General features: G+C 70.3%; 19 protein-coding genes. 15 read left to right on the forward strand and 4 right to left on the reverse strand.

What is annotated here, in order from left to right:
- Positions 1-36: 36 nt before the first annotated feature.
- Positions 37-1,485 (forward strand): hypothetical protein, encoded by a 1,449-nt coding sequence (locus ADK57_RS14040; protein WP_053749760.1) that lies wholly within the window; start codon positions 37-39, stop codon positions 1,483-1,485.
- On the opposite strand, the gene ADK57_RS14045 is transcribed toward ADK57_RS14040, so the two are convergent.
- A complete protein-coding gene (locus ADK57_RS14045; RefSeq protein ID WP_053749913.1) occupies positions 1,472-2,023 on the reverse strand; it encodes a hypothetical protein in 552 nt (183 codons plus the stop codon). The two genes, ADK57_RS14040 and ADK57_RS14045, sit on opposite strands and share 14 nt — an antisense overlap.
- Positions 2,024-2,084: 61 nt before the next feature.
- Between ADK57_RS14045 and ADK57_RS14050 the strand changes: the two genes are divergently transcribed.
- Together ADK57_RS14050 and ADK57_RS14055 are read left to right on the forward strand one after the other, a co-directional pair.
- Positions 2,085-2,837 (forward strand): phosphotransferase, encoded by a 753-nt coding sequence (locus ADK57_RS14050; RefSeq protein WP_199830573.1) that lies wholly within the window; start codon positions 2,085-2,087, stop codon positions 2,835-2,837.
- A gap of 103 nt (positions 2,838-2,940) precedes the next feature.
- Positions 2,941-3,708, forward strand: a complete 768-nt coding sequence (locus ADK57_RS14055; protein ID WP_053749761.1) for an ArsR/SmtB family transcription factor — start codon at positions 2,941-2,943, stop codon at positions 3,706-3,708.
- A 68-nt stretch (positions 3,709-3,776) separates the two neighbouring features.
- Here ADK57_RS14055 and ADK57_RS14060 read toward each other — a convergent pair whose 3' ends face one another.
- The 3 genes from ADK57_RS14060 to ADK57_RS14070 form a co-directional block, all read right to left on the reverse strand.
- Positions 3,777-4,217, reverse strand: a complete 441-nt coding sequence (locus ADK57_RS14060; RefSeq protein WP_053749762.1) for an SPW repeat protein — start codon at positions 4,215-4,217, stop codon at positions 3,777-3,779.
- A gap of 348 nt (positions 4,218-4,565) precedes the next feature.
- The gene (locus ADK57_RS14065; RefSeq protein WP_053749763.1) at positions 4,566-6,311 is read right to left on the reverse strand and encodes a carboxylesterase/lipase family protein; all 1,746 of its coding nucleotides are present in this window, start codon (positions 6,309-6,311) and stop codon (positions 4,566-4,568) included.
- Positions 6,312-6,382: 71 nt separating this feature from the next.
- Positions 6,383-7,780 carry an alpha/beta hydrolase-fold protein gene (locus tag ADK57_RS14070; protein WP_053749764.1) on the reverse strand — a complete coding sequence of 466 codons (1,398 nt, stop codon included), beginning with the start codon at positions 7,778-7,780 and terminating at the stop codon, positions 6,383-6,385.
- A gap of 374 nt (positions 7,781-8,154) precedes the next feature.
- Between ADK57_RS14070 and ADK57_RS14075 the strand changes: the two genes are divergently transcribed.
- The 12 genes from ADK57_RS14075 to ADK57_RS14130 all read left to right on the forward strand — a co-directional run bounded on the left by ADK57_RS14075 (position 8,155) and on the right by ADK57_RS14130 (position 20,515).
- The gene (locus ADK57_RS14075; protein WP_053749765.1) at positions 8,155-8,955 is read left to right on the forward strand and encodes an ABC transporter ATP-binding protein; all 801 of its coding nucleotides are present in this window, start codon (positions 8,155-8,157) and stop codon (positions 8,953-8,955) included.
- 26 nt (positions 8,956-8,981) lie between these two features.
- On the forward strand, positions 8,982-9,602 hold the full coding sequence (locus tag ADK57_RS14080) for an SRPBCC domain-containing protein (protein WP_063785948.1): 621 nt from the start codon (positions 8,982-8,984) through the stop codon (positions 9,600-9,602).
- Positions 9,580-10,449, forward strand: coding sequence for an HpcH/HpaI aldolase family protein (locus ADK57_RS14085; protein WP_053749766.1), 870 nt, complete (start codon positions 9,580-9,582; stop codon positions 10,447-10,449). The genes ADK57_RS14080 and ADK57_RS14085 overlap by 23 nt, the downstream gene beginning before the upstream one ends.
- 55 nt (positions 10,450-10,504) lie before the next feature.
- Entirely contained in the window at positions 10,505-11,569 is a 1,065-nt protein-coding gene (locus tag ADK57_RS14090; RefSeq protein WP_053749767.1) for an amidohydrolase family protein, read from the forward strand.
- Positions 11,566-13,227, forward strand: a complete 1,662-nt coding sequence (locus ADK57_RS14095) for a thiamine pyrophosphate-binding protein (protein WP_053749768.1) — start codon at positions 11,566-11,568, stop codon at positions 13,225-13,227. Before ADK57_RS14090 ends, ADK57_RS14095 begins: the two co-directional genes overlap by 4 nt.
- Positions 13,227-14,132 (forward strand): ABC transporter substrate-binding protein, encoded by a 906-nt coding sequence (locus ADK57_RS14100; RefSeq protein ID WP_053749769.1) that lies wholly within the window; start codon positions 13,227-13,229, stop codon positions 14,130-14,132. The genes ADK57_RS14095 and ADK57_RS14100 overlap by 1 nt, the downstream gene beginning before the upstream one ends.
- Before the next feature lie 31 nt (positions 14,133-14,163).
- Positions 14,164-15,357 (forward strand): DUF3500 domain-containing protein, encoded by a 1,194-nt coding sequence (locus ADK57_RS14105; RefSeq protein ID WP_053749770.1) that lies wholly within the window; start codon positions 14,164-14,166, stop codon positions 15,355-15,357.
- Positions 15,354-16,214 carry a hypothetical protein gene (locus tag ADK57_RS14110; RefSeq protein ID WP_053749771.1) on the forward strand — a complete coding sequence of 287 codons (861 nt, stop codon included), beginning with the start codon at positions 15,354-15,356 and terminating at the stop codon, positions 16,212-16,214. The genes ADK57_RS14105 and ADK57_RS14110 overlap by 4 nt, the downstream gene beginning before the upstream one ends.
- 53 nt (positions 16,215-16,267) lie before the next feature.
- A complete protein-coding gene (locus ADK57_RS14115; RefSeq protein ID WP_053749772.1) occupies positions 16,268-17,251 on the forward strand; it encodes an ABC transporter substrate-binding protein in 984 nt (327 codons plus the stop codon).
- A gap of 14 nt (positions 17,252-17,265) precedes the next feature.
- Positions 17,266-18,126, forward strand: coding sequence for an amidohydrolase family protein (locus tag ADK57_RS14120; RefSeq protein ID WP_053749773.1), 861 nt, complete (start codon positions 17,266-17,268; stop codon positions 18,124-18,126).
- Positions 18,127-18,188: 62 nt separating this feature from the next.
- Positions 18,189-18,890: a GntR family transcriptional regulator gene (locus tag ADK57_RS14125; protein WP_234390171.1), complete on the forward strand. Its 702-nt coding sequence runs from the start codon at positions 18,189-18,191 to the stop codon at positions 18,888-18,890.
- A gap of 26 nt (positions 18,891-18,916) precedes the next feature.
- Positions 18,917-20,515: a carboxylesterase/lipase family protein gene (locus tag ADK57_RS14130; RefSeq protein WP_053749774.1), complete on the forward strand. Its 1,599-nt coding sequence runs from the start codon at positions 18,917-18,919 to the stop codon at positions 20,513-20,515.
- The last annotated feature ends 10 nt before the right edge of the window (positions 20,516-20,525 follow it).

Raw genomic sequence — 20,525 nt, forward strand, 5'->3', positions numbered from 1 at the left:
CCGCTCCATCCCCAACCCCTCACGGAGGTACGCCGGATGCTCGGACTCATGAGGCCCCGCCACAGACTCGGCACCGCTCTCGCGGCCCTCGGGCTGCTCACCACGGGCGTCGCCCTCCAGGCCACGGCCGCCGCGACGCCCGCCCACGCGGCCACCCCGCACCGCGTCCTGTTCGACAACGCCCACGCGGAGACGGCCGGCAACGCCGACTGGATCATCTCCACCAGCCAGCCCGACCCGCTGGGCCAGGACTCCACGCCGTCCGCCGAGACTGACTGGACCGGTGCGCTCTCCTCCTGGGGCGTCGACCTGCAGAAGACAGGCGACTACAGCCTGAAGACCCTGCCGTCGGGCTCCAGCCTCGCCTACGGCGGCTCGGCGGCAACCGACCTGTCGAACTTCGACACACTGGTCCTGCCCGAGCCGAACACGCTGTTCACCACGGCCGAGAAGACCGCCATCATGACGTTCGTCAAGAACGGCGGCGGCCTGTTCATGATCTCCGACCACACCGGCGCCGACCGCAACAACGACGGCGAGGACGCGGTCGAGATCCTCAACGACCTGATGACCAACAACAGCGTCGACTCGACCGACCCGTTCGGCTTCTCGATCGACTCGCTCAGCGTCAGCTCCGGCTACCCGGCCGCCATCAGCGACAGCGGCGACCCGGTGCTGCACGGCTCCTTCGGCACCGTCACCAAGAGCCTGATCGCCAGCGGTACCACGGCCACCCTCAAGCCCGCCGACAACGCCGACGTCAAGGGCCTGCTCTACCGCAGCGGTTACTCCGGCAACACCGGCGCCTTCTTCGCCACCAGCACCTTCGGAAGCGGCCGGGTCGCCTTCTGGGGTGACAGCTCGCCCGTCGACGACGGCACCGGCCAGTCCGGCAACACCCTCTACGACGGCTGGAACGACACCGGCGCCACCAACGCGCCCCTCGCCCTGAACGCCACCGAATGGCTCTCCGGCGCGAGCGGCGAAGGAGGCGGTGACGACGGCGGAACCACCTGCACCGACGCCCAGCTCCTCGGCAACCCCGGCTTCGAGTCCGGCGCCACGACCTGGACGGCCACCAGCGGTGTCATCACCAACTCCAGCAGCCGGTCCGCCCGTTCGGGGTCGTACTACGCCTGGCTCGGCGGCACCGGCGCCGCCGCCACCGACACCCTCGCGCAGTCGGTGGCCATCCCGTCCGGCTGCGCCGCGACCCTGAGCTTCTACCTGCACATCGACACCGCTGAGACCACCACCAGCACGGCCTACGACACCCTGAAGGTGCAGGTACTGAACAGTTCCGGCACGGTCCTCGGCACCCTGGCGACGTACTCGAACCTCAACGCCGCCTCCGGCTACACCCAGCGCAGTCTCAGCCTCAGCGGCTACGCCGGCCAGACCGTCACGGTCAAACTCACCGGCACGGAGGGATCCAAGCTCCAGACGTCGTTCGTGGTCGACGACGCGGCGCTCAACGTGAGTTGATCCGCGGCGCCGTCCATCCCGCCGCGGCGAGCACCTCGGCCGCGATGTCGGGCACCGTGCGCCCGTCGGTCACCACCCGCAGGGTGCCGGCGGGCGCACGCTCGTCCAGCAGCCGCGCCTTGCGGGCACTGTTCCGGAGCTCGTGCTCCAACTCGGATCCCAACTCCCGCCCCGTCAGCCGCTGCTGCGTGGTTTCGTCGGTCGCGGTGAGCAGCACTCGTACGATCCGTACGTCGTCCCCCATCGCCCGCCGGAACATGCCCGCCGTCTCCTCGAGCACGCTCACGGTGTTCGTGTAGACGAGGCGCCGGCAGCCCAGGTCGGCGTAGTTCCCCCAGACCGCGGTCAGGTTCCGTTCGACGATGGCGGCCCGGTGCGGATCGCCCTCCGGTGCCGGATGCACCTGCCCCATGAAGTCGCCGTCGATCACGGCGTGCGCGACCTCGGCCGCCCGCAGCCGCGCCGACACCTCCCACCCCACCGTCGTCTTGCCGGCTCCAGCGCGTCCGCCGATGAGCAGTGCCTCCGCCTGATCCATGCGGGCAGCGTGCCAGTCGGCCCCGACGCCCGGATACTCCTTTTCGGGGTCGAGCCGTGACATGGAGGCGTTCAAGGTGGAGGAGATGTCCCTCGAAGGCGGTGCCGTCAACGAGGTCGTGCGGATCGGCGCGACGGTGCGGCGAACGCCGACGGCACGGTCGGGCTACGTGCGGGACCTGCTCGCGCTGTTCGCGCGGCGAGGGTGGCCGGGGGCGCCGCGCTTCCTGGGAACGGACGAGCAGGGCCGCGAGACGTTCGGCTACATCGAGGGGCGGGCGGCCGTGACCCGGGAGGAACGGGCCGCCGCCCGCACCGACGAGAACCTGGTCCGCGTAGCCCGGCTCGTCCGCGCTTTCCACGACCTGACACACGGCACGCCGTTGGCCGGTGACCTGGACGTCGTCTGTCACAACGACCTCGCCCCGAAGAACACCGTGTACACCGTGGCCGGCGACGACTGGTGCCCGCTGGCCTTCGTCGACTGGGATCTCGCCGCTCCCGGTGAGCGCGTCCACGACGTCGCCCACCTGTGCTGGCAGTACCTGGGCCTGGGCCCCGAGGTGGCCGACGTGCCGGAGGCGGCGCGCCGGATCCGTCTCGTGTGCGACGCCTACGGCCTCGACGAGCGCGGCGGCCTCGTCGACACGGTCCTGTGGTGGCAGGACCGCTGTTGGCGGGGCATCGACGCCGCTGCGGACCGCGGCGAACCCGCCATGGCCGCGCTGCGCGACGCCGGAGCCGTCGACGAGGTGCGGGGCGCCCGGGGGTGGGTCGCGGAGCATCGTCGTGAGCTGGGGGCCTTGCTGCACTGACGTCTCGGTTCGGGAGGGCCGCCGAGGATGGTCATGGTCCGGCATTGACAGGCAGGCAATTGCCTGCATAACGTTGAGTGTGCAATCAGGAGACGACTCGGGGATGGACAAGGTCTTCAAGGCACTGGCCGACGAGACGCGCAGACGGCTGCTGGACCGGCTGCACGAGAACAACGGTCAGACCCTGGGCGAGCTGTGCGAGCGCATCGACATGGCGCGTCAGTCGGTGACCCAGCACCTCGCCGTCCTGGAGGCCGCCAACCTGGTCAGCACGGTGCGGCGGGGGCGGGAGAAGCTGCACTACCTCAACCCCGTCCCGCTCCACGAGATCCAGGAGCGGTGGATCGACAAGTTCGAGCGCCCGCGCCTCAGCGCGCTCGGCGCCGTGAAGCGACGAGCCGAGGAAGCCATGGCCGACAAACCCGCATTCGTGTACGTCACGTACATCAGGAGCACACCCGAGAAGGTCTGGGAGGCCCTCACCGACGCCGACCTGACCGCCGCCTACTGGGGACACCGCAATGTCTCGGACTGGCGGACCGGCTCACGCTGGGAGCATGTGCGCACGGACGGCTCCGGCATCGCCGACGTCGTCGGCACCGTCGTGGAGAGCGAGCGCCCGACCCGCCTCGTCACCACCTGGGCGTCGCCCGACCAGGAGGACCAGCCGGACCGGCACTCCCGGGTCACCTTCGACATCCGGCCGCACGCCGACATCGTGCGCCTCACCGTGACCCACGAGGACCTCGACGACGAGGGCGAGCGCGCGGACGTCGCCACCGGCTGGCCGGCCGTGCTGTCCAACCTCAAGTCCCTGCTGGAGACCGGCAGCCCGCTGCCTCAGGAGCCGTGGCAGGTACCCGCCTCCTGACCAGGCGAGAGAGGGCCGGTCCGCGCGGGCGCGGGCCGGCCTGTCCGTCTGTTCCTCCTTGCGGGTGCCTACGTCCTCGGGGCGCTCCTCGCCGCCGTACCGATGCATATCAACCCCAGCATCACAGCGACAGCACCGATGACGATGTTGTTCCAGATGACCCCGGCGTCCGGGCTCTCGCCGACGATCCACGGCGAGACGATCATCCATACGCCCAGCGCGCACATGGCCCAGCTCAGGCCGTACATGCGCTCCGGAGTCTGGGTGAACCCGAGGGCCAGCAGGCCGATCGCTATGCCCACGATCAGGTTGTGGGTCACGAGGTTGGGCTGGCTCGTCGTGTAATGGAGTATCCACGGGGATACGGCACAGTACAGACCGAGCAGGAACACCGGTCCGTCCACGAGCGCCACATCGCGACCGCCGAGCATGCGGGCGTAGCGTTCCCGCATTTCTGAAGCATCAGGGTGGGTGGTGATGTCCCCTCTGGTGTGCGAGACGTTGGCCATGACTCGTCTCCTTTGACTCACAGGCCTGACCGCGTCCGGTGCGGTATGCGGTAAGCGCCGCGTACGTTCATTCTGCTCTTATTTCTCCTTTATGTGTAGAGGTGGGCGGCCTCCCGGACGCTCGGCCGGCCTCAGCTCTCCGGCGGCAGGACTCCGCAGGTCGCTCCCCGGGGGTGGCACCGACAGCATCTGTACGGCCCCGGGTGGGCCGTGAGCTCATCAGCGGGCGTTTGCCCTGCAGGGCAGGGCAGGGGCGGGGTGGGGCGGATGCGGTGGGTGCGACATTGCGGCCGTCGCCACGTCTGCACGTGTCGCGGGACCGCGGACGCCGATGCACGGCGCCCGCGCCTACCAGGCCTCCTGGGTCGCGAAGTACCGCTTCCAGAAGTCGACCTTCTCCGCTGACGCCACTCGCATCGGTCCGTAGTGTTCGCCGACCTCCATCACCGTCGGCGAGTCGGGGCGGTAGGCGGGCCACCTGGGCAGACCCGGACCGTTCGGGCTGCCGGTGGTGATGTAGTTCGCCAGGTAGGAGGACATGGTGTCGGCGATCGCGCGGTCCTGCTCCGTCCATCCCTGGGTGTCCGGGGAGAGGTTGCCGAAGAAGTAGACGATCTCGGAGCCGTGGTAGGCGCCCCGGATGTCGTGGTCGGGGCCTGGCGGGCGGTGCGTCCAGAAGTACGTGTACACCGGCCGGTCGGCACCCTTCAGCCACTCCTGGCCCCACAGGTACGTCGAGACCCGGGAGTTGTCGCGGATGGCGTCGTTGCTGGCGCGAGCCGCCTCGTCGTCCGTACGCGCCGGGTAGAGGGCGAGGAACTCGTCGGCCATCGCGTCGAACTTCTGCCGAGCGGCGCTGACGTAGTCGTCCAGGGTGACGTGGACGGGCGGGGCGCCGGGGCGGTCCGGATAACCGGCCTCCCGCCAGTAGTCGAAGGCCGTCTCGGGCACGGCCCCGCTCTCGTCGAGGTTGTTGCCGGCCAGGTACCAGACGTCGTTCTGGGCACGGGCCTCGTAGGTCGCCAGGTATCCGGCCGGCAGTACCCAGCCGTCGACGACGGGCCTGAACAGCGGTGGTTTCGCTACGGACTTGGTGTCGACGGTCTCGTCCTTGAGTGAGGCGCCGTCGGTGAAGTCCTGCCACGGCAGGGCCCGCAGGTCCTTCAGGGCGGTCGCGCCCTTCTGCGCCGCATAGGCCGTGCCCTGCTGGAGAGCGGTGCCCATCTTCCGCAACGACACACCCAGATACCGGAGTTCTGGATCGCTCGGGTAGCGGACCTGGCTCTCGGCGACCGACCGTTGGAAGAGGCCCGTGGCCAGGGGTGACATGGACAGCATGTCCGTGGAGCCGGCGCCGGCGGACTGGCCGCCGAGGGTGACGCGCCGCGGATCGCCGCCGAACGCGGAGATGTTCCGGCGGATCCACTTCAGGGCGGCGATCTGGTCGAGCAGGCCGTAGTTGCCCGAGACGCCGTGCAGGGACTCCGCGTTCAGCTCGGGGGAGGCGAGGAAACCCAGAGCGCCGAGCCGGTAGTTGATCGTGACCACCACGACGCCCTTGCCCGCCAGCACCGAACCGTCGAAGCTCGGGTCGGATCCGCTTCCGGCCGAGAACCCGCCGCCGTAGAGCCAGACGTAGACCGGGCGCCGCTCCCCGCTGCTTCTGGCGCCGGTCCAGATGTTGAGGTTGAGGCAGTCCTCGCTCATGGTGAGGGTGGTCGAGGCCTGTGGGGGCGCGTCCCCGAACGTGTCCGCCTTGCGGACACCCTTCCACGACGGCGCCTGCTGCGGCGGGCGCCACCGGTTCTCGCCGGCGGTGGAGGCCGCGTAGGGGATCCCCTTGAAGACGGTGACGCCGGACGCGGCGGCCGGCACACCGGAGACGAGGCCGGACTCGGTCCGCACGGGCCGGTCCCCGAACGGCTCCGCCGCCGACGAGGGGTCCTCGACCGGCTCCGCCGCCGATGAGGGCTGCGCACCGGCCCCGTCGACGAGTACGGCGCCCGCGGCGATGCCGGCGGTTCGGCCGAGGAAGTCACGTCGGCGCAGCAACGGGTCGGCGGGACGGGGGTGTTGGCTGTCTGGCGCGGTCATAGGGATCTCCCGATCGGTGTGCGGATGGGGGGTGGTGTGGGGGGCCGGCGGTGCGGATCGGGGGCGCCGGTTCACCCCGTCACGAGCGGGAACAGAGCGGTGCGGGTGAGGAAGTCCTTGATCAGCTGGCGCCAGACGAACCACTCGTGGCCGCCGTTGACGAAGTCCGCGGTCAGCCCCACGCCCTTCTCGGCCAGGGTGGACACGACCCGGGCGTGGTAGGAGTGGCCCGCTCCGTGCACGCCGCTGGGCGTGACGCTCGGCTCCTGCCAGCCGCCGCCTACGAGGACTCCCACCTTCTTGATCGCCGCCACCTGGGCGTCGGTGATGTCCGACGCGTCCGGGACGGTGAAGGGGGCGATGACGCCGGGGCTCAGGATTCCGTAGGAGCCGAACCGGTCGGTGTGCCGGAACAGCAGCGACATCGCGATCGAGCCGCCGAAGCCCTGTCCGCCCACGGCCCGTTGGGAGGGCGAAGCGGAGACGTGGTAATGCGACTCGACGTAGGGAATGACGTGGTCGATGACGTTGGCGTCGAAGGCCGGATAACCGCTGGAGTCCTGCGTCTCCCCGAGGGAATTGGGCATCACGACCACCATCGGCTGGATCTGCCCGGTGTTGATCAGGTTGTCCAGGATGTTGGACACATCGCCCTGGGTGCTCCAGTCCGTCTCGTTGTCGCCCCCGCTGAACAGGTAGACCGTCGGATACGGCTTCGACCGGTGCGCGTCGTAGCCGGGCGGTGTGTAGACGGCCAGGCGATTGGTGCCCGCGGGAATGATCGGGCTGGACGTCGGATAGCTGACGTCGGCCAGCCTGCCCCGCTCGCCGTCGGCGGGAGCCTGCCAGCCATAGTCGACCGTCCCGAAGTCGGGGTCCGAGGGAACGTGGACCTGGCTGAGTGCCTGGACCGAGCCGGTGGTCTTGCCGTTCCTCGTGTTCCACGGCGGGTTGCCCGGATCCGACACCTGAGTGCAGCCGGTCTGCGTCGAGCTCGAACAGTCCACGTAGAAGCCGTAGTTGAAGACACCGGACGGCAGCGGGACCGTGTACGACCACACGCCGGTGCGGGAGTCCTTGGTCATGGCGGCGACCGGCCAGTTGGCCGCGGAGGAGTTGGGGGAGCCGATGGGTATGTCGCCCGGTTCCCACTGCGCGGGCAGCAGCCCGGGTGTCTCGATGGTGGTGTCCTTGTCGCCGGTCAGGGCGGAGAGCTCGTACGGGTTGGCGAAGTACCACTCACCTTTGATCTTGACGCTGGTGGCGTCGGGGTCCTTGTAGCGGAAAGTGACCTGGTACCCGGTGGGGCCGGTGCCGGTGTGGACGACTCGCGGGGCGAGGCCGTGCCCGGTGTCGGATCTCTTGCCGGCTTGTGCGGAGCTGCCGCCCGCTGTGAGGACGAACGCGGCGGCCAGGACCGCGAGGGTGCGGAGTGCCGCTGCTGCGCGGCGCGTGACGAAGGAGGGCATGGCGGGGGGACCCCCGGAGGTAGGGAGGGAGTGGGGAGGCCGGGCTCGCTCGGAAGGCGAGGTCGCCCTCGGCGGCGATCGGGGACAACAGCCCGGGCCGGGGACGTGTGCCACGAGAGCCGTGTGCCGTCTGGGCGTGCTGGTGTCTACGAGAACGTAGCTGCCCGGCAATATTGTGAGCAATATGCGTGACGAGATTTCCTACAGTCCCAGACCCGCAAACATTGTCCAACAATCCTGCGTGGCACGGCTCTTGCCTTCCTGAGAATCACATCTTCTTCCTGCGGACATCTTGCGAGCGTCCGTCAGCGGCGTTACGTTCCCTGCGGTTGTTGTCGGACAATCTATGTGCCGACCCGTCGAGGAGACGATGGATGTCGACCAAGCAGCGCGCCCACCAGACAGAAGCCCTCCGCTTCGACAACGTCACCCTGGAGTTCCCGGGCAGCCACCGACCGGCGATCGAGGACGTGTCGTTCCAGATCGACCGCGGCAAGTTCGTCGCCGTGATCGGACCAAGTGGCTGTGGAAAGAGCACCCTTCTCAACCTGGCCGCCGGCCTCCTCGCCCCGACAGCCGGCCAGGTCTTCTTCGGCGGCGAACGCGTCACCGGCGTCAACTCCGAAGCGGCCTACGTGACTCAGCAGACCAACCTGCTTCCCTGGCTGAGCGTCAGGGCCAACATCGGGCTGGCACTGAAGTTCCGGAAGGTCCCGAGACCGGAGCGGGAGGAACGCATCGCCCGCTGGATCCGGCTCGTGGGCCTCACCGGCTTCGAGGACCACTACCCCCGCGAACTGTCAGGCGGCATGCGCAAACGCTGTGCCATCGCGCGGGCGCTGATCTACGACCCCTCCATCGTGCTGATGGACGAACCCTTCGGCCCGCTGGACGCCATCACCCGGCTCAAGCTCCAGCAGGAACTCCTCAATCTGTGGGAGGAGCACAACGGCACGCTCGTCTTCGTCACCCACGACCTCAACGAGGCGATCTACCTGGCCGACGAGGTCGTCGTGATGTCCGAGGGGCCGGGCACCATCCGTCGTGTTCTCCCCGTCCCCTTCGGACGTCCCCGCACCATCGGCTCCCTCATCGAGTCCCCCGAGTTCGCCGAGCTCTACAACGACCTCTGGAGCCTGTTCACGTCTGACCGCCAACAGCCTGACGCCGCCTAGCAGTTCGAAAAGCGAGGTGCACACCGTTGATAACGATCGCGGAAGAGATCGCGGTCCCGAGCGCGCCGAAACGTGTCTGGGAGGTCGTCTCGGATCCCTCCGCCGTGGTGTCCTGCATCGGCGGCGCGGAGTTGGGCCGGTTCCATGACGACGGCTCCTTCGACGCGGCCCTGGTCGTCAGATTCGGCGGCATCCGGGTCAGGTTCGGCGCCCGCATCACCCTGGAGCTGGACGAGGCCGAGCGTGAGGGTCGTATCACCGGACGGGGCCGGGACGGTCAGGGTGCCACCCGATTCACCGGTACCACCGTGTTCCGGGTGACCGACGAGCCGGCCACCGGCGGCTCGAGGGTGACCATGAGCGGCGAGGTGAGACTCTCCGGAAAGCTCGCCTCGCTCATCGAGTCGGGTGCCGGTGCCGTGGTGGCGAGGATGACCCAGGAGTTCTCGGCGGCACTGGTCGAGCGCTGTGTGGGGCCGCCAACTGACCTGACGGACAACAAGAATGACGGTACGTCAGTCCGCCTGAGCCTGTGGCGGCGGCTTCGTGTCCGGTGGAACCGGCTGCTGCGCCGCCGCGGGCAAAGCGCCCCACCGTCCCCCGTGCAGAGCGAGGAGGCTGCCCGTGGCAGCGCAGCGGCCCAATAGGCTCAACAAGGTCATCGCCGGTCTCGCGGCCGGCCGGCACGTCTTCGCGTCCTTCGCCCCCGCCGAACCCGCCGCCGCGATCGAGTCCTCCACCACCGGCTACGACGCCCTCGTCTTCGAGATGGAACACAAGCCGTGGGACGCCACCGCCCTTCGCGACAGCCTCCAGTACCTGCTGAACCGGCGTCAGATCTTCACCTCCGACGACCTGGCCCCCGCCCTCACCCCGCTCGTCCGCATCCCCGCCAACGGTGGTGAGAAGGCGCAGTGGCACGCAAAACAGGTCCTCGACCTCGGCGCGTTCGGTGTCGTGTGGCCGCACATCTCCACGGTGGCGGAGGCGCGCAACGCCGTGGCCGCGTGCCGTTATCCCTCACTGCCCGGCGAACCCCGCCACGACCCCGCCGGCCTGCGCGGCGACAGCCCGGCCGCCGCGGCCCGCTACTGGGGGCTGACGAACCAGGAGTACTACGCCAGGAGCGATGCCTGGCCGCTCGACCCCGACGGAGAGATCCTCGTCGCCCTCATGATCGAGGACCAGCTCGGCGTCGAGAACCTGCCCCGCATCCTCGACGAGGTCCCGGGCGTCGGCCTGGTGATTGTCGGCGAGGGTGACATGAGCCAGGAGCTGGGGATTCCCCGCCAGTACGACCATCCCCGCATGGCCGAGAGCAAGCGCCGTGTCCTCGACGCCTGCCAGGCGCGCGGCGTCGCCGTGGGCCACCCCCACGTCACCGCCGACAACGTCAAGCAGGTGCTCGACGACGGCTACCGCTTCCTGATGTCCGCACCCGTGCGCAGCTACCCGGGCCTGGACCTGGGGCGTTCCCTGACCGGCCGCACCTGAGCCCCGCCGTCCCCCACCATCCCGGCCGCACCTCTCGCGAACCCCGGAGACACCCATGCTCATCGACTGCCACGGCCACTTCACGACGGCCCCTCCCGCGCTCGGCAGATGGCGGGAACGGCAGATAAAGGCATTCCACGACGAAGGGGCGTCGGGCGCGCGCGTCTCACCCGACGAACTCCGCATCGACGACGACGAGATCAGGACCGCGATCGAGCGTGGCCAGCTGAAGCTCCAGGACGAGCGAGGCGTGGACGTGGCGCTGTTCTCCCCGGGCGCCGGCAAGATGGCCCACCACTACGGCGACGAGGTGACCAGCCTGCACTGGTCCCAGGTCAGCAACGACCTGATCGCCCGCGTCTGCGGCCTCTTCCCCGGCCGGTTCGTCGGCGTCTGCCAGCTGCCCCAGTCGCCAGGCGACGCCCTCGCGTCCTCCGTCCGCAACAGCGCCGCCGAACTGGAGCGCTGCGTCACCGAGTCGGGCTTCGTCGGCTGTCTGCTCAACCCCGACCCCTCCGACGGCTACTGGCAGGCCCCACCCCTCACGGACAAGGTCTACTACCCGCTCTACGAGAAGATGGCCGAGCTGGACGTCCCGGCGATGCTGCACGTGGCGATGTCGCGGAACCCGGCACTGCAGGGCACCTGCGCCCACTACCTGGCCGGCGACACCGCCGTGTTCATGCAGATGTGTCTGTCCGACCTGTTCAAGGACTTCCCGACCCTCAAGTTCACCATCCCGCACGGCGGCGGCGCCGTCCCCTACCACTGGGGCCGCTACCGGGGAGTCATGCAGGACCAGGGCCGCCCACCACTCGAAGAACTCGTCCTGGGCAACGTCTACTTCGACACCTGCGTGTACCACAAGCGCGGCATGGAACTGCTGGTGGACGTCATCCCCGCCGAGAACATCCTGTTCGCCTCCGAGATGATCGGCGCCGTTCGCGGCATCGACCCGGAGACCGGCCACCGCTTCGACGACACCAAGCACCTCCTCGACTCCATCGACGCCCTCAGCGACCAGGACCGGCGCCTCATCGAGGGCGGCAACGCGCTGCGCGTGTTCCCGCGCCTGAAGGACATCAAGGGCATCGACCACGAGAAGGCAGGCGGCAAGTGAAGGTCTACGAAGCGCTCGCCGAGGCGTTCGTCCAGGAAGGCACCGAGGACGTCTTCGGCATGATGGGCGATGCCAACATGCACTGGATGAACGCCCTCGCGCAGCGCGGTGTGCGGCTGTACGAAGTGCGCCACGAGGGCTCAGGTCTCGGCATGGCCGACGGCTGGGCGCGCGCCGCGGCCCGGCCCGGCGTCCTGACCACCACCAGCGGGCCGGGCGTCACCCAGCTCGCCACCTCCATGGTCGTCGCGGCCCGCGCCCGCACCCCGCTGGTCGCCTTCTGCGGCGAGACCGCCTGGGGCGACAAGGCCGCCGCCCAGTACCTGGACCAGGGCCGCTTCGCCGCCGCGATCGAGTGCGGGTTCGTCCACCTCTCCCGCGCGGACCATGCGGAGGAGGCGGTCCAGCGGGCCTTCCACCTCGCCCGCACCGAATCCCGCCCGGTGATGCTCAGCGCCCCCATCGACATCCAGCAGCACGATTACCTCGACGGCGCGGACGCGGACCCCTACACCCCCTCCACCGAACTCATCGACCACCAGCGGCCGTTGCCCGACCCGGCGCGCATCGCCCGCGCCGCCGACATCGTGCAGGCGAGCAAACGCGTCGTGATCATCGCGGGGCGCGGGGCACGTCAGGCCGGAGCCGGCGAGCACATCCTCCGCCTCCAGGAACGCACCGGCGCCCTGCTCGCGACCACCCTCCAGGCGAAGAACTGGCTGTGCGACCGCACCGAGCACCACGTCGGCATCTCCGGCCTGTTCGGCAACCGCACCGCCATGGACCTGCTCCAGCAGGCCGACTGCGTGATCGCGGTCGGCGCCAGCCTCAACCACTACACCACCGAGCACGGCTACCTCTTCCCCGAGGCGAAGTACGTGCAGATCGACACCGCCGAGCACCTGGTCATGGGCAACGGCGCCGCCGCCGACTGCTACCTCCGCGCCGACGCGGTCACCGCCCTCACCGCACTGGAGGAGGAGCTGGGCCGGCGGTCCGTCCGGACGGAGGGTTTCCACACCGTCGAAGTACGCCGCCGCCTGGCCGTCCCACCCGTCGCACCCGGCGAGTACGTCAGCGAGCCCGACCGGATCGACCCGCGCGAGGCGATCCGCGTCATCGACGCCGAAATCCCCGGTGAGATCGGACTGGTCCTCGGCAGCGGCCACCAGACCGACTTCGGCACCATGCTCTTCCAGCGCTCCCGCGAGATCGTCTCCAACTACGGCATGTTCGGCGCCATCGGGCAGGCGCCGCTGCTGACCATGGGGAAGATCGTCGCGGACGGCGGGCGGCCGTCGTTCGTGGTCGAGGGCGACGCCAGCTTCCTGATGCACCTGTCCGAGTTCGAGACGGCCTGCCGCTACGGTCTGCCGCTCCTCGTCGTGGTCATGAACGACGAAGGCCTCGGCGCCGAGTACCACAAGTCGGCGGTCAAGGGCCTGGATCCGGAACTCGCCGTGATCCCGACGCCCGAACTGGGCCGGGTCGCCGTGGCACTCGGCGGCTCGGGCGCCACCGTCCGCACCGCCGACGAACTCCGCGCGGCCCTCGCCGCGTACGTCCGCGACCCCGGCCCGACCGTCGTCGACGTCCGTATCACCCGCAGTGTGCTGAGCGTCCCCTACCGCCGCCTCTGGCACGGCGAGGACGTGTGATGACGCGGACGACGAGGCTCTCGGTCCTGCTCGGCGACTACCCGCACACCCGCCCGCTCAAGGACGGCACGATCCCGGTCGACAAGGTCGACTGCCACTTCCCCTCGGCCGCCCCGCTGTACTCGGCCTTTCCCCGGATGGTCCGCGACCTGGAGTTCGACGTCTGCGAGATGCCCGTCGCCACCTATTTCCAGGCCCGCGAGGCGGGCGTACCGGTGACGCTCCTCCCGGTGGTCATGATCGGCGCCACCCACCACGGCTCGCTCACCCGGTTGCCGGACGGCCCCGTCCTCGACCCGGGGCGCCTGGCCGGGCAGCGGATCGGTGTGCGCTCGTACAGCCAGACCACCGGCATGTGGGTGCGAGGGATCCTGCGCGAGGACTACGGCGTCGACGCCTCGGACATCACCTGGATCACCACCGAGGACCCGCATGTCGCGGCGTACCGGGACCCCCCGAACGTCGAGCGGTCGTACGGGTGGAGCGTCGCGGAACTGCTGCGCGAAGGAGTCGTGGCGGCAGCCGTGCTCGGCCCGCGCGCGATCGGCGCCCAGGGCACACTTCTGGTCCCGGTCATCGAGGACGCCGAGGCCGCGGCCCGGGCCTGGACCGAACGGCACGGCACCGTGCCCGCGAACCACCTGCTCGTGGTGCGCGACGACGTACTCAAATCCCAGCCGGACGCGGTCACCGCCCTGTACCGGGCCCTCGCCCGGGGCATCGCCGACACGGCGGGGGAGCGGGACCTGACCACCCCGGCCGGCCGCGCCGTCGCCGCCGGCTGGAGCGACGCCCTGGCCCGGTGCCTGGAGACCGCCGCTCGCTACGCCCGCGAGCAGGAGGTCGTACGTACGCCTGTCGACCTCGCCCGCATCGAGAAGGACGCGGCATCCCTGACCGCCTGAACGACGGAGGACAAGAAAGGAGGAGGCAGAGATGGGACTGCGGAAACGCGGTGCGGCGCCCACGCGCATGCCGTCCGAGTGGACCCCGGAGCTCCTCGCCAAGGTCGAATGGCGCCGCCGGGCGGCCGACGAGCCGTTTCGCGGAGTGGCCGCGTCCGGCGGAGTGCGCCCCGGGTTGTTCCCGCTGACCGGCACCGGCGTCGACACCACCGGCATCCGCCGCGCCGCCGAGGACTACCTGGCCGCACTCTCCACGAAGGAGCTGGCCGAGGGCTGCTTCCCGGTGGACGACGTGTCCTGGCGCCACTGGGCCAACGGGGCCCGCTACTTCCTGCGCCACGGCCTGTGCCTGGAAGACCTCGACGACACCAAGCGACAGCGCGCCCTGGACGTCGTCCGCGCGAGCCTCAGCGAGGCCGGGTACCGGCAGGTCGTCGACCTGATGCACCTCAACCTGACGATCGGCGAACTGCGCGGCGAGACCGAGCTGCTCAACGAATGGCTGTACTGGTTCAGCTTCTACGGCGACCCCGACGGAGACCGCCCCTTCGGCTGGCAGCTCGACGGACACCACGTGAACGTCAACTGCGTACTCGTCGGAGACCACATGGTCCTCACGCCCACCTTCCTCGGTGCCGAACCCGTGGTCGCCGAGTCGGGCAAGTACACCGGAACGGCCGCCTTCCGCCACGAAGAGGCCGTCGGGCAGAAGCTGTTCGCCCATCTGACCTCACGTCAGCGAGCGCGGGCGGTGATCGCCGACGAGCTGCCGCCCGACCTGTTCGTCGGCGCCTTCCGGGACAACTACGAACTGAACTACGAGGGCCTGCCGTTCACCGCGCTGACCGCCGAACAGCGCATCACGGCAAGGCAGTTGATTGCGCTTTACGCGGGACGGGCGAACCCGGGGCACGCCCGGGTCCGGATGGACGAGGTCTTCGCCCACGAGGTCGACACGTACTTCGCGTGGATCGGTGATCCCTCCCCGGACGGCGTCTTCTACTACCGCGTCCACAGCCCGGTGCTCCTCATCGAGTTCGAGCACCAGGCCGGGGTGATGTTCGACAACGACGAGCCCACCCGACGGCACATCCACACCGTGGTCCGCACCCCCAACGGCAACGACTACGGCGTCGACCTGCTGCGACAGCACCACGAGCGCTTCCACTCCGGAAACTCCAGGAACTCCAGCAACTCCAGTAACTTCGGGAGGAGTCAGTCATGAAGGTGGTCCTGGGCCGCGACGACCTCGCGACCGCGGCCGAGGCGGCCGTCAAGGAGACGGGCGAGCCGTTCGAACGGCTCGGCGTCCGGCCGGTCCACAAGGCCTCACGCGGCTTCGTCAACGAGCAGGCCGTGGACGTGTGCGAACTCGCGATCGTCACCCTCCTCCAGGCCGTCGCCCACGACCGGCCCGTCGTGCTGCTGCCCATCACCACCCTCGGCCGCCACCAGCACCAGACGCTGGTCACGCTGGGCCGGCTGACCGTGGGCGACGTCGAGGGCCGGAGCGTCGGCGTGCGCTCGTGGAGCCAGACCACCGGGGTGTGGGTGCGCGGCTTCCTCACCGAGCAGTACGGCGTAGACCTGCGTAAGGTCGACTGGCGGACCTACGAGGACGCGCACGTCGACGGCGTCGAGGACCCGGCGTGGGTCACCCGGGCATCCGAGGGTGCGCGCCTCCCGGCCGAATTCCTCGACGGACGGCTCGACTTCGGGATCATGGGCAACGAACTGCCGGCCGACGACCGTATCCGCACCGCCATCGTGGACGCGCGGAAGGTCGCCGCCGCGTGGTCCGCACGCCAGGGCTTCCACCCCGTCAACCACGTCATCGGCGTCAACGAGCTGTCCGCCCGCGGGCACTCCGCCGCGATCCTCGCCGCCTACGACGCGATGCGTGCCGCAGCCGGACCGGCCGACGTCGACCCGACAGGCTTCGCGGCACTGCGCGGCCCGGTCACCCGGGCGGCCGCCTATGCGCTGGAGCAGGAAGTCCTGCCCCGCCCGGTCGACTTCGACGACCTGGTCGAACGGTCCTGCGCGGCCCTCGGCGTCCCCCCGGCCCGCCTCGGCGGCTGAGCGAACGGCACGCCCGTTACTCGAAACCGCCGTAACCCACTGAAAGGCAGGAGATGGAGAAACTCTCGCTGGTCGTCGGCGACTACCCGCACGCGCGGGCACTGTGCGACCCCGCCGCCGCCGTGGCCGGTCACCTCGTCGAGGAGGTGGCGGTCAGGCCGGTCATCGGCGCCTACCGCCGGATGATCCGCGACCTCGAATTCGACGTGTGCGAACTGGCGCCGGTGTCCTACCTGATGGCCCGCCAGGCCGGCGTTCCCCTCACCGCGATACCCGTCTTCCTCAACCGCCGCTTCCACCACGGTGACATCCAGTGCGGAGCCGGCTCCGGCATCCGCGTCCCGGCCGACCTGGAGGGCCGCCGGGTGGGCGTCCGTGCCTACTCCGTGAGCACCGGCGTATGGGTGCGGGGCATCCTCGCCGACGAGTACGGCGTGGAACTCGACAAGATCACCTGGGTGGTGGACGACGACGACCACGTCGAGGGCCGCGTCCCGGCCAACGTCGAGCGCGTCACCGACGGCCGCTCCCTCGGCGAGCTGCTGCGTGCCGGGGAGATCGACGCCGCGTTCACCGGCAACGCCGGCACCGGCCGGGCGGGCGCGCCCCGCACCGGCTGGACGGCGACGGCCGAACCCGCGGCGGGCCACGGAGACAGCCCCTACCCGCTGTTCCCCGAGGCGGACGTCCTCGCCTCCGACTGGTATCTGCGCACCGGCATCTACCCGCTCCACTCCCTCATCGCTCTGCGCACCGACCTCGTCGCCCGCGACCCCGGTCTGCCGACCGCGCTGTACGCCGCTTTCGCCGAGGCCAAACGGCGGCGGCTGGCCGCCGACCCGGACTGGACGGCACTGCCACGGTTCGCCCGGCAGGCCGAGCAGACCGGCGCCGACCCCGTCCCCTACGGCCTCGCCGCGAACGAGCGCAGCCTCACCGCCCTGGTCCGCCACTCCCGTGAACAGGGCCTGCTCGACGCGGACTTCCCCGGTGAACCGGGCGCGCTGTTCGCCGACGGCGACTACCCGGACGCCTGACAGGAGCGGAAGCCATGGACATCATCGACACCCACTGCCACATCATCTCCGAGGACCGGGACACGTACCCGTGGTCGCCGATCGGCGGCAAGGCGTCGGCCTGGGCGACCTCCCGCCCGGCCACCGCCGAGGGCATGACCGCCCGCATGGACGAGGCGGGCATCCGGCAGGCCGTCCTCGTCCAGGCCACCACGGCCTACGGCTACGACAACGCGTACGTCCTCGACAGCCGGGCCGGCCGCCCGGACCGCTTCCTCGCGGTCGGCACCTTCGATCCGCTCGAACCGGAGGCCGCGTCACGTCTCGCCTCCGCCGTCGGAGACAACGGCCTCGCCGGGGTGCGACTGTTCACCAGCGGCAGCACCGTGCCCACCCAGGGCGAGTGGTTCGCGGCGCCCGAGACGGACGAGTTCTGGCGTGCCGCCGGAGAGGCGGACATCACCGTCTGCCTCCAGATGCGGCTCGGCCCGGCGACCCGGCAGCTGGTGGACGTACTGGAACGGTTCCCCACCGTGCGGGTGCTCCTCGACCACATCGGCTACCCCGACATCGCCTCCTCCCCGGCCCGCGCCGGCAAGGAGGTGGCCGAGCTGGCCCGGCACCCGGGCCTGTACCTCAAGCTCACCCACCGCAACCTCGAACCCCTGCATGCCGTGGGCGAGGAGGCCGTCGAGTTCCTCGTCCCCGTGGTCGAGTCCTTCGGAGCCGACCGCATCGCCTGGGGCTCGAACTGCCCGGCCGCCGAGCAGCCGCTGCCGGAACTCGTCGGCCTGGCCCGCACGGTCCTGGAACCGTTGCCCGCCGCGGCGCGCGAGGAGATCTTCGCGAAAACCGCCCGGCGCCTGTATCCCGCGCTCGGCGCATCCGGGGCCTGACGTGCAGTGGGCTAGGGTTCCCGCCGCGGTTCTCATCCTCACGGGACACAGAGGCGGTCAAGGTGGCGCAGAGCTACAGCAGCAGCGACGACGGCATGGCCGGGGCGAAGACGTCGGGCACCCGGTACAGCCAGGCCTACGAGGGGCTTCGGTCCCTGCTGTTGTCGGGGAGCGTCGCCCCCGGCACACGCCTGACCGAAGCGGACCTGACCAGGATGTTCAACGTGTCACGCAGCACCATGCGCTCCGTGCTGGTGCGTCTGACCCAGGAGGGATACGTCACCAGCGAGGTCAATCGCGGGGTGCGGACTCGGAGCTTCTCCGTGGAGGAGGCGGCGGACATCCTGGAGGCCCGCGAGACGCTGGAGTCGGCCCTCGCCGGGAAGGCCGCGGAACGGGCCACCGAGGAGGAGATCGCCGACCTGCGCCGCACGCTCCAGGAGATGGAGGAGGCGCAGTCCCGAGGCGACCAGGACGCCTACTCGCGGGGCAACCGGCGCTTCCACCAGCAGATCAAGCAGGCCTCGCACCAGCAGACCCTGGCCCGTGCGTACGACACGCTGCTCTACCCGCTGGTGATGCGCCAGTACCGCAACCTCTCCGCGCCGCACCCGAGGACCGGCTCCCTGGAGGAGCACCAGGCGATCTTCCTCGCCATCCTCACCCGCAACCCCGATTCGGCCGTCGCCGCGATGCGCCACCACGTCGGCTCCGCCCGCCGGGCGCTGCTGCTGGACAAGCCCCCGGGGCCGTCGGTCACCTGACGGCCCGCCGGGGCGGGAAGGACCCCATGCGTCAGGCCGTGGACACCGAGTCGGGACCCGTCGAGGGCATACCTGGCCGAGACCGCTCCCTCACCGTCTTCCGCGGTGTCCCGTACGCCGCCCCGCCGGTCGGCGACCTGCGCTGGCGCCCGCCCCGCCCGCCGCTGCGCTGGGAGGGGGTACGCCGGGCCGACCGGTTCGGCCCCATGTGCCCGCAGGCCCCGACCGACGCGGCCGCGACCGGCGTCGACGTCCCGATGAGCGAGGACTGCCTCAACCTGAACATCTGGACGGGCGCGGCCGCTTCTGACGAGCGCCGGCCGGTCCTCGTCTGGATCTACGGCGGCGGATTCCGCGAGGGCACCGGAGCACACCCTCGCTACGACGGCGAGAACCTTGCCCGCAAGGGACTCGTCGTCGTCACCTTCAACTACCGCCTCGGTGCCTTCGGATTCCTCGCCACGCCGGAGCTGAGCCGCGAGTCGGGGACCGATGCGAGCACGGCCTCCGGCAACTACGGGCTGCTCGACTGCGTCGCCGCCCTGCGCTGGGTGCGAGACAACATCGAGAACTTCGGCGGCGACCCCGGCCGGGTGACCATCGCCGGGCAGTCGGCGGGCGCCGGCGCGGTCAACTTCCTCGCCATGTCCCCTCTCGCGAAAGGACTGTTCAACCGGGCCGTCGCCCAGAGCCACGCCCGGTACGCACGCGACCCCGAACTCCGTTATCTGGCGACCTCCTACCGTCTTCCGGCCGCGGCCGAGAGCGCCGGCGACCGGTACGCGCGGGAGCACGGCGCGCGCACCACCGAGGAACTCCGGGCGCTGCCCTGGCGGAAACTGGTCGACGGCCACCATCCCCTCGACGAGGCCGTCCAGACCGGCAGCACGGCCGGACCGCCGCTGTTCCGGCCCGTCGTGGACGGCTGGGTGATCCCCGCCGGCTACGACGAGACCTACGCCAAGGGCCTGCAGAACGACGTCGACTACCTCACCGGGAACAACCTGGACGAGAGCGGCGCCGTCCCCGGGACCATGTTCGCCGCACTGCGCTCCGGGCGACGGGCGGCCCGGCCGGGAGCCCCGCCGGTGCACGTGACCCTCGACGAGCATGTCGCCGCCGCCCGACAGAAGTTCGGGGCGATGGCCGAGGAGTTCCTACGGCTCTACCCGGCCGCCACGGACGACGAGGCCGCGTGGGCGAGCAGCCAGGCCGTGCGCGACAACTCCCGCATCTCGACGTGTCTGTGGGGCACCGACTGGACCCGGCACACCACCCGCCCCCTCCGCACGTACTTCTGGACCCATCGCGCTCCGGCACAAGGGCCCGGCCCGCGCCGTGCCTCCCACGGCTCCGAGATCGACTACGTCTTCGGCAACCCCGCTCCGGGTACCGCAGCGTGGAGCGACGAGGACCACGAGATCGCCCGGACCGTCTCCTCGTACTGGACCAACTTCGCCGCCACCGGCGACCCCAACGGCTCCGGCCTGCCCCACTGGCCCGTCTTCTCGCCGGACGCGTCCACCGTCATGGAGATCGGCGCGCACTTCCGTCCCGTCCCCGTCGCGGACGAGGCCCGCACCGACTTCTGGACCCGCTTCTTCCGCACCCAACAGGCTTGGTGAACAAGGGAGT

This window comes from Streptomyces sp. MMG1533 (genome assembly GCF_001279775.1).
GTDB lineage: Bacteria > Actinomycetota > Actinomycetes > Streptomycetales > Streptomycetaceae > Streptomyces.